The sequence below is a fragment of the Sporomusa sp. genome (genome assembly GCF_035561155.1).
Classification (GTDB): Bacteria; Bacillota; Negativicutes; order Sporomusales; family Sporomusaceae; genus Sporomusa.
The window spans coordinates 1-15,159 of the sequence record NZ_DATMYD010000130.1 but is presented as its reverse complement, the minus strand read 5'-3'; the positions used below and the strand labels follow the sequence as shown (position 1 = coordinate 15,159).

The following is a 15,159-nucleotide window of genomic DNA, read 5'->3' as shown; positions in this document are numbered from 1 at the left end:
ATAAGCGAGTTCGACAGCAATGGCAAGCTCGTACTAACGAAAGTACGATGAGAAGACGCTTTCGCAAGAATCCAATTGAATACCTTAAACAATTGGAAAATGATATCAGTTCGTTAATTGAGCCGACGTAGAAAAAAAAGACTCAGCCGTAGGCCAAATCAGTAAAAAATCCCGGTGTCCCGGGATTTTAAAAGTGTATTGATATTACTATACGCCAGGATGCATGATATGACCGGAACCTCTTTGTTCATGCAGGCTATCAACAGTTATGTCTAGTTCATTATCATAGACTACACCGCCGCAGTATGGGCAGGTAACCTCAATATCGTCATCATCATCTAAAATATCCGACTCAAAGGTCACTAATTCATGACAGTCCGGACAAGCCACTTCGACCATGTCATCTTCAACGTCATCAAATAGGTCGTCCTCATACTCATCATCATCTAAATCTTCTTCATATATCTGCTCTTCGAGGTCAGTCAAATCTTCGTCAATCGATTCTACATACTCCTCAAGCTCCATCTGCGCCAAATTAACATTTTGGACTTCATCGGCAAACGATTCAAGTACGTCAATAATATTAAGCAAAACCTTACCCTCAGATGAATGTTCGTTAACATTAAGTCCTTGAGTTAATCCATGTAAATAGGCAACTTTTTCCTTAAGGTTTCTCATAAAAATTAACCCCCCTTTAGCTATGTTATAAGCATTAGACACTATTTGTAGTATGTCCAATGCTCATAAAAACATAACTTTCGGAGGGTTTTTCAAGCCTAGAGTTGTTAGGCTCGTTCTATATAGTCACCACTTCGGGTATCAATTCGTAAAACTTCGCCTATATTGATAAACAGCGGTACACGGACAACATGCCCAGTTTCCAGTTTGGCTGGTTTTGTACCACCAGTTGCAGTATCACCCCTGATCCCAGGGTCAGTCTCTACAACCCTCAATTCAACTGACATCGGCAAATCAATGCCGATAACATTGCCTTGGAAGAACAATACCGCTATATTCATGTTTTCTTTTAAGAATTTACGGGCGTCACCCAGTTGCTCTGCAGACAAAGCAATCTGCTCAAAATTTTCGTTATCCATCAAGTTGAACATGCCATCGCTCTCATACAGGTATTGCATTTCACGACGTTCAACATGTGCTTTCGGCAATTTTTCACCGGCGTTAAAGGTACGTTCGACAACAGCACCAGTACGGCCGTTTTTAAGTTTAGCCCGGACAAATGCAGCGCCTTTCCCTGGTTTTACGTGCTGGAAATCAACTACCTGCCAGACATCACCATCAATTTCAACTGTTACCCCTGTACGAAAATCATTGCTTGAAATCATTGATAAACCTCCCCATTGTTCGGTCAATTAGCCTAATTCTATTAAGTCCTTGCTGCTAGCAGTAAGAATTGTGCAGCCATCAGCAGAAACAACCACTAAATCTTCAATACGCACGCCACCCCAGCCTGGAAGATAAATTCCCGGTTCGACAGACACTACCATGCCTTCGGCTAGTTTAACGTCTCCAGACGGTGACAATCTGGGTTCCTCGTGAATAAAAAGACCAACCCCGTGTCCTAACCCATGTCCAAAATATTCGCTATAGCCAGCATCGGCAATTACCTGTCGGGCAATCTGGTCAACTTCCCTGCCGATTTTTCCCGCTTTCACAGCCTTAACACCTGCTAGCTGAGCAGCTAACACAATATTGTAGACTTCGCGCTGCTTGTCAGTGGCCTTTCCGGCCACAACTGTTCGCGTCATGTCGGAATGATACCCCTGAAACACTGCGCCAAAGTCAATCGTGATAAAATCCCCGGCTTCGATTACTTTGCTTGAAGCCAGGCCATGAGGTAATGCGCCTCTGATTCCTGACGCTACAATAGTATCAAATGCTGGTTTTTCCGCACCAAGCTTGCGCATTTCGTATTCGAGTTCAAGCGCAATATCTAATTCGGTTATTCCAGGCCTAATCATTTTTAGTACTTGGTTAAACGCTGAATCAGCAATCTCTACCGCTTTAGTGAGTAAAGCCAATTCCCGATGATCTTTAACGATTCTTAGCCCGTCGAGCTTTACTGGCGATAATTCTGTCTCACCAAGACAATCAGACAACTTTTGATAAACTTCCCAAGTTACAAAATCGCTTTCAAAACCAATACGAGCAAGCCCCAATTCCTTCACAGTTTCGGCCAGCGTATCATAGATCGCAGCTCCGTGGCGGACAATTTGGTACAATGGTGCTTGTTGTTTAGCTTGCTCAATATATCTGAAGTCAGTCAATAATCTTTGGGATTGTCTGCTGATAACCAGCATTCCTGATGATCCGGCAAAGCCACTAAAATACTGCCGGCTTTCCGGTTTTGTTACCACAATACCGTCAAGACAGTGTGTTGTCATCAGTTCGTACAGATTTACCAAACGCTGCTGTATCATCGCTTATGCGCTCCTTATCAAACAAGATGCCGCCTCTAGCGCCAGTAAGTAGCCATTGGCGCCAAACCCAGCTATTTGCCCTACCGCGATTGGCGATATCACTGAGTGATGGCGGAATTCTTCCCGACGGTAAATGTTAGATAAATGTACTTCAATGGCAGGAACATTTACGGCTGCCAGCGCGTCCCGCACAGCAATACTATAATGAGTAAAAGCCGCGGGATTAATAATAATACAGGCAAAATTGTCCTGAGCTTGCTGAATAGTGTCAACCATAACGCCTTCATGGTTAGTTTGTACAATAGACAGCTCTAGTCCCAGTTGACTCGCCCGCTCATTTAGCAAGGTGTTAATATCGTCAAGTGTGGTTGCACCGTATATTTCGGGCTCACGCTTTCCAAGCAGATTCAGGTTAGGTCCGTGAATGACCAATACTTTCCCTGTACATGCTGCCACGCCAATCATCTCCAGCGTCTGTCTTCATATAAGCTAAGACTTGCTATATTACCAAAATATATATGTATGCACTAGCTTTTACATTTTAGCACATATTTTCTATTTTGACTACTAAAAAACTTGTTCCCAGACCCATCAGATAAAAGAGGGGTTTTTAACTTAATATCTTAAAATCGAAGCGGCTATTTCCCTGAAAATCGGAGCAGCAACATTACTGCCAGACATCCCTTCCTCTACAAATACTACAATGACATATTTAGGATGATCGAGTGGGGCAAAGCCGACAAACCACGCGTGATTGATTCCCTGCCCGGTTTTATTTGTCCGCCCTGTTTCAGCTGAACCTGTCTTGCCTGCTGAGCCAAAACCTTCTACATACGCGGCTTGTCCTGTACCATATTGAGTGACGGCCCCCATCATCCCCCTTAGTTTCTCAGCTGTCTGCCGGGACATAACCCTCACATTCGGACGGGATTCCTGAAAATTCTTGACGGTAACACCTTCCTGACTGGTAAGTTGGCTAACGATATATGGCTCAACCTTAATACCGTCGTTAACAATCGTGGCCACAGTTTGTGCTAATTGCACCGGAGTAGCTTCACAAAAGCCCTGACCTATGGCCAAATTAGCCAAATCACCGGGATACAGTTGGTCAGCCTCTGGCAAATTACCCTCACTTTCACCAAAAAATTCAAGCTTAGTTCGTGAACCATAACCAAGCTTTTGGGCCATAGCAATCAGTTTCTCAGCTCCTAAGTTTAACGCTATTTGAATAAATACCGGATTACTGGAGTGAGCCATGGCTTCAGTAATCGTAAGCCGCCCCTTCGGCCCCCGTTCATAATCCCAACCCTGAAACCTGATATTATTAACATCAATATAACCGGGGTCAAAAAACACATCATCCATTTTTACCGTTTTGTTTTCAAGTGCGGCGGCTGCCACGACCAATTTAAATACTGATCCGGGCTGATAGGATGAAACTGCCCGATTTAGTAGAGGAGAGCTATTTTGTTCTAAGTATTGACTAAGATTATTGGCATCAAATGTCGGTCTTGAAGCCATGGCCAGTATCTCGCCACTACTAGGGCGCATCACAACCACCGCACCTTTAACAATTGTGCGATTCATAATTTCTTCGACGTGTTGCTGGATTTGCTTATCGATTGTTAACACAATATTGGTTTCCCTGTCAGCGGCTGTTAGTTTCATCCTTTTGTAGCCCAAGCCAGGTATAAGTTGTTGTCCTGCATCAACAATAGCTGCTACATATTCAGGCTGACTGCCCCGCAGCAAAGCATCATACATGCTTTCAATCCCACTTACCCCCCTGTTGTCAGCAGAATTGATATAACCGACCACATGGGCCGCCAGCGCGCCATGACCATAACGCACCTTCTCAGCCACAGCGACAATACCAGGCAACTGCATGTCGTTAATTTGCTTAGCCGTACTGCTCTCTATACCGTTGGTTAATCTAAAAGGATACTCAGTTGTATTTAAACGCCGCAAACCAGATTCAAGCAACTCAGGCGGCAAACCGATAATACTGTCAAGTTTAGCAAACGCCGTAGCTGTCTTATTTTCAATTTGACCCGGAAAAATGACAATACTATACTGCTGTGAGATATTAGTCAACGGTATACGGTTACGGTCCAATATTTCGCCTCTGGCAACATCTACCGGCAGTTCCTGAACGCGAATACTAAGCCCCTCCAGTGCCAATTGAGGGCCATGAATAACCTGCAGATAAAACAGCCGCATGAGCAGCAGGCCGGAGAGACCCAAAAAAAATAAAACCAGCCGATAAATACGTCTACTGGAATAAGCCATACTGTCACCTTCTAAATATCATTAGATAGGTATAGTATGGCTTATTGCGGCAACCAGTTATTCAGCGTTCAATATATTGAACGCTGATAGGTAGATTAGCCAGTATATTATGAACTTCCCTGGCAGTATCAGGCGTTGCGCGTATTACCAGGATTCCGGCAGTACGATCGAGAGTGCTGACAACGCCCAAATATTCATATCCTTCCATTATTCGGTTGATAAAATTAACATTCCTGGGTTCGACTTGAATATATATTGGGCTAGACGTTAGCGTGTTCATGGTCGCCCCCGCCGGGTTTCCGGTCGTCTTAGCATCGCATACGGCGCCACCGGTCGAGACACCGGCATTGTCACTATTTGCTGCGGGTGAGGAGCCACTTCAATGGGAGTACCGTCAGCATTGAACATAGCGCTAATCGTTTGTAGAAAGTTTTCTTGACCAGGCTGCATTATTTCGATTTCTTCGCCAACCTTCATATTGTTACGCTGTTCAATTACAGCCATGCCTGTTGCTGGATTATACTCTTTGACCAAGCCCACGAAATCATGGGTTTGAGTATAACTTGATGAGGTATATATCTGATCTTGTTCGGTAGTTTTATTAAAGTAAAACCCGGTTGTATATTCCCGGTGTGAGACTTTTTGTAACTCATCAAGCCATCCCTGCTTAATGCGGAAATCAGACGGTGAGCTGGCATAGCTGTCAATGGCCTCCCGGTACACCTTGACAACTGTTGCCACATAGTGAACGCTTTTCATTCGGCCTTCTATTTTAAAACTGTTTAAACCACTTTCAACTAACTCTGGCAGGTGGTTGAGGAGGCACAAATCTTTCGAATTAAAGATGTAAGTGCCCCGTTCATCTTCCAGTACTGGCAAATAGACGCCTGGGCGGCTTTCTTCCATTAGATGATATTTCCAGCGGCATGGCTGGGCACACTCACCCCGGTTTGCATCGCGCCCTGTCAGATAGTTACTTATTAGACACCGGCCTGAGTAAGACATGCACATAGCACCATGCACAAAAGCCTCCAATTCAATATCAACTTTTTGTCTGATCAGACGTATATCATCAAGCGAAAGCTCTCTAGCCAGTACTATGCGTGATGCGCCTAGCTCCTGCCAGAACTGGGCCGTGGACCAATTGGTGCTATTGGCCTGAGTACTAATATGAATAGGCAAAGCCGGAGCTACCTGACGGGCGATACGGAATACGCCCAAGTCAGATACAATAATAGCGTCAGCGCCCATAGCGGCGACATCCTTGATATAATCTGGCAAACCCGCCAGGTCATCATTGTGTGGAAAAATATTAATCGTTATGTAGGACTTTTTGCCAAGACTATGCGCAAAATCAATGCCTTCTCTAAGATCATCCTGATCAAAATTGTCACTGAATGCTCTTAAGCCAAAAGCCTTGCCACCCATATATACAGCGTCAGCTCCGTAAATAAGTGCCATTTTAAGTTTCTCTAAATTACCCGCAGGGGCTAAAATCTCCGGTTTTTTCACTGTTTTGTCTCTCCCTGGTAATATGATACAGCCATACCATCGCCAATATGATAGATTGTCGTCTTAAACCGTAAATCATTTGCAACAAAATCAAGGTAAGCCTTAAGGCGTTTAACAATTGTGCGAAAACGCTTGGGTGTGGCTTTTTCATCAAGTACCCAGCCCCTAAATAACACATTGTCGGCAATAACAACGGCTTCTGGAGAAAGTTTATCCAGAACTTTATACAAATAATCAAGATATTGGCCCTTGGCGGCGTCAATAAATACTAAGTCAAACTTGCCGGCAAGCTGGGGTAAAACCTCCCCGGCATCGCCAGCAATAATATTTATCTGCGTTAATACTCCTGCTTCGGCTAAAAACTGTTTAGCAACAGCTATCCGGTCGCCATCTTGTTCTATAGTTGTTATTTGACCGCCTGGCGCCATGTTAGCAGCCAAAAGCAGGGTTGAATAACCGATAGCCGTTCCTATCTCTAGAACAGCTGCAGGTTTACCGGCAGCTGCCACTTCCTGCAGCAGTTGCCCTCCTTCCAGGCTGATGATCGGTACATTATGCGCAGCAGCATAATCTTTCATCGTGGCTAATATACGATTAACTTCACCCATGTTAAATTTGCACCTGATCAATTGCTGCTAAATGTTCTTCATACGTTTTACTAAAATGATGTTTTCCTTGCTTATCGGCAACAAAATACAAATAATCAGTTTTGTCAGCAAAAAGTACAGCCTTGATAGCAGCACTACCAGGGTTGGCAATAGGACCTGGTGGCAATCCCATAATCTGATAAGTATTATATGGTGATATAATCTGAGTGTCCTGGATTGTAAGTTCAGGTTTAGGATAACCCAGAATATATTGTATAGTAGCGCATGACTGCAAAGGCATAGCTTGTTTTACTCTATTGGCAAATACTCCGGCGATTACTGGCCGTTCTTCGCTCATCTTGGCCTCTTTTTCGACCAGAGAAGCCAAAATGACCACGTCGCGAAGAGAAAGCCCCATTTCCGAAGCCCGCTGCCTCAGGTCAGGCGTCAGTTTAGTGTCAAATTGCTTGACCATCATAGTGAGTAGTTCTTCTTCGGTTACCCCTTTAGCCACCCGATAAGTGTCAGGAAAAATAAATCCTTCAACACGATACCTACTGTCAGGATTGGCTGTCATGTACGGAAACGGAGCAAAGTTTTTGGCTACCTCTTTGAACCTTTCAGCATTAGCCAGCTTTTTCTCGGCCAACAGTAAGGCAATCTGATCGACAGTATATCCTTCTGGAATAGTAAATTGCTGATAAGCAGTTTGACCCTGCGATATCATAACAAGCATCTGTCGCACCGGCATGTCCGAGCTAATGGCATATTCGCCAGCTTGCAGTGAGTTTTCCACTCCTTGAAGCTTGGCAGCAGCTCGGAACACCAGCGCATTTTTGATTAAACTTTGCTTTTCTAACTCTTCGGCAATGACTTTGGTTGGAGTCCCTGGCTTAATTGTGACAAGCCGCAGTTCTCCAGAGTTGCCGGCAGGTTGAGTCAGTGTCCAGCCAAGAACGGTACCAATACCAATCACCGCAGCAGCCAGTATTCCGGTAATTGCTTTCTTTGTAACAGAATGATTCAGCATTATCATCCACTATCCCCCTTTCGTCTTAATATAGCTATTATATTATAATATATAATACCTATGTAGACAAATGGCGTTAAAAAAAGAAGCCTGCTCGGCTTCTTTTTTATGCTTTTTCTTCTTCGTCGTCTTCTTCTTCAAAAACCATTTCTTCGTACGCTTTACGAACTTGCTCAAACTCTTCATCTGTTGGATCTAGGTAAATCTCTTCACCGTTCTCGTCAACATCAATACGGGCGATAAATACGTCAGCTTCTTCGCCGCAGCCACAACCGCAGCTATCATCACTGCACTCACAGCCTTCTTCATCAACGTCAATGGGAACCAGTATGGCAAAACGCTTATCGCCAACAGGAACAATCATATCTTCGCGATAATAGTATTCGTTGCCTTCTTCATCAGTCATGACTACTACCGGCTCATCGTCAAACTCCATAATATCGTCTTGTTCGTTATCTGCCATTTTCTTCACCTCTTTTTACTCATACGCAATGTTATTGTATCCTAGAAAACATGTCCTGTCAAGGAAACCTATGGAAGGGGTGGCTACCCTCGTGGTAAACTGTCAAGATACCCTTGCAGGATGAAAACAGCAGCCATTTTGTCGATGACCAGCCGACGCTTGGCTCGGCTAACATCAGCAGCGATCAATGATTTTTGAGCTGCTACGGTAGACAGGCGTTCATCCCAGAACTTAATCTCAACATTTGGAGCAGCTTGAACCAAAGCATCAGCGAATTCTTTTACAAGTTCTCCCCGCGGTCCAATAGTGCCGTTCATGTTTTTGGGCAAGCCAATAACAACAAGCCCTATCTCATACTGGGCGATAAGTTCGTTGAGCCTGGCGAAATCCTTAGCAACTGATGTCCGCCTAATCACCTCGACTCCTTGCGCTGTCAACTTAAGTTCATCGCAAACTGCCACCCCAATGGTTTTATCCCCAACATCAAGTGCTAGTATGCGCATATATCCTCCAGATTATTAAAAAAATATTATTATAAACAAGTTAAATAATTTTCAAGCAAAATTCCGGGCAATATGCTCCACAATAGCCGCATAATACACACTGTTCGGTCTCTACATTTGCTTTGTCATCCCTAATGGTTATTGCCTTCATTGGACAACGTTGCGCGCACTGACCGCAACCGACACACCAATCTTCAACCAGCAGCCGTCTAGGTGTTTTGGCCACTTTATCCCAAAGCTGACTGTCAGGAGTTTGTCCGGAGAATACTTCAGCATTGAGAATTACCTCATCAATTGTCTGCATTCCAACAGCGACTGAAGAAATGCCAGATTGGGACAGCACCCAGGAAAATGCCTGATCAGCCATATTATTTAAATGACCGCCGCCTAATGCTTTCATAGCATATATACCTTTCCCACAATCAGCTGCAAATCGAATAGCAGATAGCATTTCTTCTGTAGTACCGTCAGTGATGCCAATACCTTTTATATTGATTATGGGATGAATTACATCTATTTCTTCAATGACCGCCGCCGCCCGCACAACATCAATGGTATGTGTCGATACCCCTGCTGCCCTGATTAGTCCCTGCTGTTTAGCATCACATAAGTAGGATAATGCTTCAGCATGTCCTTTCAGCGTCATACGTGAGGTCTGTTCATGGAGCATAAATACATCGATATAGTCGCGGTTTATCTCCCTGCAGGCGGTTTCGACACTTGAACGCATGTCTTCATAGGTGTAAGCATAAGATTTGGAAGCAATTATAATATCTTGTGGGGCACTGGCTATTGCTTCCCGAATATAAGGATAAGTACCATATAGTTCCGCAGTGTCAATAAAATTGACCCCTGAGTCAAATGCCGCTCGAATAACGGCAACACCTTCGGCCAACGGCCGGTTTGACTGCAAGGGGCCAATAGTAAGTCCGCCAAAACATAGTCTGGAAACAGTAAGACCTGTCTGGCCAAGTACACGATATTCCATTTACTTATCTTTAAGGTAGGCCCGCACTAACTCTTCAATAATTTCATCTCGCTCCAACTTGCGAATTAAGCTACGGGCATTATTATGGCTTGTTATATATGTCGGATCACCGGATAAAAGGTACCCGACCAACTGATTTATAGGATTGTAGCCTTTTTCCTTTAAAGATTGGTAAACAGTAGTTAAGATTACTTCAGCGGCATTGGTGTCGTCATTATTCACCTTAAACATCATTGTCTCTTGAGATATGTTGGTCATGAAGCCTCCTCCTCCCTTATATTATCTACAAAGTAATAATATATCTATTCTACTTAGAACTATATTTTTCCTGTTGCTTTATTTAAATTTTTACAGGCAGGCATGACACCTGCCTGTAAACCACAATTACTTGATTTGCGATTTGATTATCTCTTCAGCAATTTGCAGCGCTGCACTGATTTTTTCCGGCTGCTTACCTCCAGCTTGGGCCATATCCGGCCGACCGCCGCCACCGCCGCCCGCAACTTTAGCAGTTTCTTTAATAATATGACCAGCATGCGCGCCCTTAGCAACACAATCAGATGTAGCCATAGCAATAAAGTTCACTTTTTCCCCGTTAACAGCACCAAGCACCACAACGCCTGACTGTAAGCGTTCACGCACCATATCACCAGTTTCCCGCAGGGTTTCCATATCTGCTGCAGCTACTTGACCAATTACTACTTTAACACCATTAATCTCCTTGACGCCTGTTAAGAGATCCTGCACTTCGTTTTTAGCCAGTTTAGTGTTTAGCGTTCCTACTTCTCTTTCCAAGTCGCGAACACGTCCATTGAGTACTTCAATGCGGGCCACGATTTCCTCCGGCCGGGTTTTGAGTGCCACTGCAGCTTCTTTAATAAGCTCGTCCTGCGCCTTCAAGTATTCATGAGCTCCATAACCCGTAACAGCCTCAATCCGGCGCAGTCCGGCCCCAATACCTGCCTCACTGACAATCTTAAACAGACCTATTTCTGCAGTTGCGCCAACATGGGTGCCGCCGCACAATTCTTTACTGAAATTGTCAACTACAACTACCCGTACCTGCTCACCGTATTTTTCGCCAAAGAGAGCCATTGCTCCCATTCCTTTGGCAATGTCCTGGGTTGTCTCAATAATGCCCACACTGGTATTGTCCAAAATTACATGATTAACCAGTTTCTCAACCTCAACCAGTTCTTGTTCGGTAACAGGTGCAAAATGGGTAAAGTCAAATCGTAATCTACTGCTATCAACGGCAGAACCGGCCTGATTTACATGCCCACCCAAAACTTGCTTCAAGGCAGCGTGCAGCAAATGAGTTGCCGTATGATTGCGGGCAATATGGCGGCGTCTTGCGAAGTCAACCGTTAATTTTAACGAATCGCCTGTTTTAAGCAACCCTTCGCTGATTTGGCCAATGTGGTAGATAGTTCCATCAGGCAGCTTGCGGGTGTTGGTAACTTCCATTTTCCCAAGAGAACTGGTAATTACACCGGTATCGCCTGCTTGTCCGCCGCCCTCAGCGTAAAACGGACTAACATCTAAAATAACGGCAACCTCATCCCCGTCAAAGGCTTCTTCAACAACATTACCGTCTTTTAATAACAGAACTAGTTTAGCGATTTCGGCATTAGGGTTGTAGCTAAGAGATTCAGTTACCAAACCTGATAAATCAGGCATAACAACCTTTTCACCGCTATCTTGACGTGCAGAACGGGCCCGTTCGCGCTGCTCGGCCATGGCCTGATCAAAGCTCTGCTTATCAAGGGTCATGTTATGTTCACTCAAAATTTCTTCGGTAAGTTCCCAGGGAAATCCGTATGTATCATAAAGTTTAAACGCTGTTGCTCCGTCAAGAACAGTCTGCCCGGTTTGAGCAAGCTCATGAACATGTTTATTTAACAGTTCAATCCCCTGAGCCAAGGTATTATGGAAGCGTTCTTCTTCCAGTTGAATAACTTTTTTAATATAATCTTTTTTATCATTAATATCCGGATAAGACTGGGCGAAAATTTTGGCAACAATATCAACAATATCGGTTAGGAACGGCTTTTCAACCCCCATGAGACGACCATGCCGAACAGCCCGGCGCAGAATTCTTCGTAACACATAGCCCCGTCCTTCATTAGACGGTAATACGCCATCACCAATCATAACAGTCATACTGCGGCCATGATCGGCAATTACCTTTAGTGATACATCATTCTTGGCTGATTGGCCATATGAAACGCCGGCAACATTAGCCGTATACTCAATAATAGGATATAGTAAGTCGGTCTCAAAGTTAGAGCGTTTATTTTGCAAAACAGACGCAATCCGCTCAAGGCCAGCTCCGGTGTCAATATTTTTCTTGGCAAGCGGTGTGTAATTACCGGCTTCGTCCCGGTCGAACTGAGTAAATACCAGATTCCAAATTTCCAAATACCGGTCACAGTTGCAGCCTACCGCACAATCAGGTTTGCCACAGCCCCGTTCTTCACCTAAATCAATGTGAATTTCTGAGCAGGGGCCGCAAGGTCCAGGGCCAATCTCCCAGAAGTTCTCTTCCATTCTAATAATACGGTCAGCCGGTATTTTAATATCATTATGCCAAATGTCAAACGCTTCATCATCACCGGTATGTATGGTAATCCATAGTTTGTCTTTGGGCATTTCCAGATACTCAGTCAAAAACTCCCACGCCCACGCAATAGCTTCTTTTTTAAAATAATCACCAAAGGAGAAGTTACCAAGCATTTCAAAAAAAGTATGATGGCGTGCAGTTCGACCAACGTTTTCAATATCGCCGGTACGGACGCATTTTTGACTTGTTGAAATCCGCGGATGCGGCGGTTTCATTTTTCCGGTAAAAAAGGGTTTAAAAGGAGCCATCCCGGCGCCAATAAGAAGCAGGGTCGGGTCATTTTCAGGGATGAGTGAAGCGCTAGACTGAACCAAATGGTCTTTGCTAGCAAAAAAATCCAGAAACAGTTTTCGCAATTCGTTTCCGGTTAATTGTTTCAACTTAATCAGCTCCAATGTGCTATATTTAGTCCATTATTCTGGAATTATACTACAATTTAAGATTTAGTGTCAATATTTGGTGTGTTTTTAAAAAAACTATACTAACAACCGAATTCCGTGTTTTATCAGTACTTTCCCCACTGCAGCCACTGGTACACCCAAAAGCATGCCAATAACTCCGAATAACTCACCACCGGCAAAAAGAAAAAAGATTACCGTAATTGGATGCAACCCCACACTTTCTCCAAGTATTTTAGGGCCGATTATACTTCCTTCCAACTGATGTATCACTAAAAATAATAAGCCCACCTTTAATGCCAACACTGGCGATTCCAGAAGTGCCAGCGTTACGGCCGGAGTTGCACCGATAAACGCACCAAAATACGGAATAATATCCAGCAAACCTGCAGTAATGCCAATAAGCAAAGCAAACGGAACCTTAAATAAATATAAACCTGAGCTTACCAAAAAACCGACAATGAGGGCCACTGTTATTTGTCCTCTGATTACCCCGCTTAGTACTTTGTCAACATCCTTTAGCGCTAAAGTATATTCATGCCGCCAGCGGCATGGAATCAACAACAAAAAACCTTCTTTAATTTCTCGCCAATCGTGCAAAAAATAAAAAGCCAAGATTGGGGTAATAGCAAGCCCAATAAAGTGAGCAACTAAGCCCATAATGCCGTCAGCTAAATCACGCGCAAAAGACTGCCCGGCCCGCTGCAGCGATAATACAGCATCGTCTATGGCAATCCGCATAGAGTATGGTAATACGGAGTTCTGATAATGACTCTGAATAAGATAAAATAACTCTTCGCCTTTGTTCAATATATGCGGCAGTTCTCCTGCAAAACTTTCCAGATCTCTGACAAAAATAGGTACAAGACGTGCTCCGCCAAGAATAAGAATAGTAAACAAAACTACATATAATAACGTAATTGCCAATCCTCGTGACAAACCTTTTTTTTCAAAATAGCATACCGCAGGATTGAGTAAATATGCCAGTACCAAAGCAATAATGAACGGATATAAGCCGCTGCGGACAAGCCAAAGAAAATATACAGTTCCGAATAAAAACAAAAGAATAATAACAAGACGGACATGCTTTTTCGTAAGCTGCATACCTTCCTCCTTGTCAATAAAAAAAGGAGACCATTCTGGCCTCCATATACTGGATATTAGTCCAGCTTTTTCATCAACCGCTTGCGCGCCCGGCGCGCTCCCCGCATCAAATCACGGGTCGTATCGGCAACCGTGTCAGCACTGTATTCAAGCAGCGGTTTTTTCTGTGGTTTAGCCATGGGACCTATGATGGCGCCGAGTGCTGTTCCTACAAGTCCACCCCAAACCAACCCTTGCCAAAACTTACTGCGCATCATATCACCCCTTTTGTACCTCTAAATTAACAGTACCTTGCATCAGATCATCATATAGAGTTAATGTGCCGTCAGACTCGACATTAAAAATTCTTACATCTTGATCCCGCACCATAAACTCTACACAACAATCCCAACAATAGTACTGGTCGGCACCCACTTTACCGATTCCCCGCTGCCCGCACACAGGACAAGTTGTCATTAAACCCACCTCACACCTATTTAGATTCAGGTATAAGAAGATCGGTCATAGTATCTGGAACGATTAATTTATCCTGACCAACAACTTGTGCTTGCGGCAACGGCATGATTTTGCGACCATATAGCAAATCGGTGATAAGGCCGTCAGAAATCTCGTAAGCCTTTATCTCACCGGTAGTACCATCATAAAGAGCGTCAACTAATATGCCTAAACTTAATCCGGCATCAGTATAAATTTGCTTATCAAGCAAATCTCGCACATAATTTACAGTTCCTGGCATTATGGCCGGAGTTAACTCCCTGACAGCATAATTGGCCCGAACCATTATAGCGTCTCTGCCTACTCTGAATAAATCTTCAAACACAATACCTTGGTCGTTAGCGAACCAATTGGCACCGGCAAGGACAATCCCCCGGACGGCAGCCTGTTCCAAGTCAACAATGACTTCTTGTACCTCTCCAATCTGCGCGCCAGTCCCGGTAATCAAAACCGGCAGGCCAAATAATTCACGTAATTTTTGCATATAGGCCTCCACAACAGATTGTAGTATTAGTATGACCAGAATCAAGGCTGTTTATATCACTGCCGTGCCTTATGAAAATTTATCCGGTAGTTTACTTTATCCGCTGACTAACCCGCTCTAAGACTCCCATCTTCTACAAGTGGGAGTTATACCCAAAGGGCACAGGCGAGCGGCTAAGTCCCTGGATAAGGGCGACTAACCTTCAGATGGGGTTAAAACCCCACCTGAAGCTAAGTCTACTTTAT

General features: G+C 44.1%; 18 protein-coding genes. All 18 read right to left on the bottom strand.

Annotated features, from left to right (window positions below):
- Positions 1-207 precede the first annotated feature (207 nt).
- The gene (locus VN447_RS17685) at positions 208-678 is read right to left on the bottom strand and encodes a CD1247 N-terminal domain-containing protein (protein ID WP_325526721.1); all 471 of its coding nucleotides are present in this window, start codon (positions 676-678) and stop codon (positions 208-210) included.
- Between the two features lie 107 nt (positions 679-785).
- Positions 786-1,343 carry an elongation factor P gene (gene efp / locus VN447_RS17680; protein WP_325526719.1) on the bottom strand — a complete coding sequence of 186 codons (558 nt, stop codon included), beginning with the start codon at positions 1,341-1,343 and terminating at the stop codon, positions 786-788.
- A 27-nt stretch (positions 1,344-1,370) separates the two neighbouring features.
- A complete protein-coding gene (locus tag VN447_RS17675) occupies positions 1,371-2,438 on the bottom strand; it encodes an aminopeptidase P family protein (RefSeq protein WP_325526717.1) in 1,068 nt (355 codons plus the stop codon).
- Between the two features lie 3 nt (positions 2,439-2,441).
- Positions 2,442-2,894 carry a type II 3-dehydroquinate dehydratase gene (aroQ, locus tag VN447_RS17670; protein WP_325526715.1) on the bottom strand — a complete coding sequence of 151 codons (453 nt, stop codon included), beginning with the start codon at positions 2,892-2,894 and terminating at the stop codon, positions 2,442-2,444.
- A 159-nt stretch (positions 2,895-3,053) separates the two neighbouring features.
- Positions 3,054-4,727 (bottom strand): peptidoglycan D,D-transpeptidase FtsI family protein, encoded by a 1,674-nt coding sequence (locus VN447_RS17665; protein ID WP_325526713.1) that lies wholly within the window; start codon positions 4,725-4,727, stop codon positions 3,054-3,056.
- Between the two features lie 61 nt (positions 4,728-4,788).
- Positions 4,789-5,007, bottom strand: coding sequence for a DUF4911 domain-containing protein (locus tag VN447_RS17660; protein ID WP_325526711.1), 219 nt, complete (start codon positions 5,005-5,007; stop codon positions 4,789-4,791).
- Positions 5,004-6,239 (bottom strand): U32 family peptidase, encoded by a 1,236-nt coding sequence (locus tag VN447_RS17655; protein ID WP_325526709.1) that lies wholly within the window; start codon positions 6,237-6,239, stop codon positions 5,004-5,006. Before VN447_RS17655 ends, VN447_RS17660 begins: the two co-directional genes overlap by 4 nt.
- On the bottom strand, positions 6,236-6,847 hold the full coding sequence (locus VN447_RS17650; protein ID WP_325526707.1) for an O-methyltransferase: 612 nt from the start codon (positions 6,845-6,847) through the stop codon (positions 6,236-6,238). The genes VN447_RS17655 and VN447_RS17650 overlap by 4 nt, the downstream gene beginning before the upstream one ends.
- A gap of 1 nt (position 6,848) precedes the next feature.
- Positions 6,849-7,862, bottom strand: a complete 1,014-nt coding sequence (gene mltG, locus VN447_RS17645) for an endolytic transglycosylase MltG (protein ID WP_325526705.1) — start codon at positions 7,860-7,862, stop codon at positions 6,849-6,851.
- Between the two features lie 100 nt (positions 7,863-7,962).
- On the bottom strand, positions 7,963-8,319 hold the full coding sequence (locus VN447_RS17640) for a DUF1292 domain-containing protein (RefSeq protein WP_325526703.1): 357 nt from the start codon (positions 8,317-8,319) through the stop codon (positions 7,963-7,965).
- An 83-nt stretch (positions 8,320-8,402) separates the two neighbouring features.
- The gene (ruvX, locus tag VN447_RS17635; protein WP_325526701.1) at positions 8,403-8,822 is read right to left on the bottom strand and encodes a Holliday junction resolvase RuvX; all 420 of its coding nucleotides are present in this window, start codon (positions 8,820-8,822) and stop codon (positions 8,403-8,405) included.
- A gap of 40 nt (positions 8,823-8,862) precedes the next feature.
- Positions 8,863-9,810, bottom strand: coding sequence for an aldo/keto reductase (locus VN447_RS17630; RefSeq protein WP_325526699.1), 948 nt, complete (start codon positions 9,808-9,810; stop codon positions 8,863-8,865).
- The gene (locus tag VN447_RS17625) at positions 9,811-10,068 is read right to left on the bottom strand and encodes an IreB family regulatory phosphoprotein (RefSeq protein ID WP_325526697.1); all 258 of its coding nucleotides are present in this window, start codon (positions 10,066-10,068) and stop codon (positions 9,811-9,813) included.
- A 126-nt stretch (positions 10,069-10,194) separates the two neighbouring features.
- Positions 10,195-12,813, bottom strand: coding sequence for an alanine--tRNA ligase (alaS, locus tag VN447_RS17620; RefSeq protein WP_325526695.1), 2,619 nt, complete (start codon positions 12,811-12,813; stop codon positions 10,195-10,197).
- Positions 12,814-12,909: 96 nt separating this feature from the next.
- A complete protein-coding gene (locus VN447_RS17615; protein WP_325526693.1) occupies positions 12,910-13,935 on the bottom strand; it encodes an AI-2E family transporter in 1,026 nt (341 codons plus the stop codon).
- Between the two features lie 56 nt (positions 13,936-13,991).
- Positions 13,992-14,192, bottom strand: a complete 201-nt coding sequence (locus tag VN447_RS17610; RefSeq protein WP_325526691.1) for a hypothetical protein — start codon at positions 14,190-14,192, stop codon at positions 13,992-13,994.
- A gap of 1 nt (position 14,193) precedes the next feature.
- A complete protein-coding gene (locus tag VN447_RS17605) occupies positions 14,194-14,391 on the bottom strand; it encodes a hypothetical protein (protein ID WP_325526689.1) in 198 nt (65 codons plus the stop codon).
- A gap of 16 nt (positions 14,392-14,407) precedes the next feature.
- On the bottom strand, positions 14,408-14,914 hold the full coding sequence (locus VN447_RS17600; RefSeq protein WP_325526687.1) for a PRC-barrel domain-containing protein: 507 nt from the start codon (positions 14,912-14,914) through the stop codon (positions 14,408-14,410).
- Between the last annotated feature and the right edge of the window lie 245 nt (positions 14,915-15,159).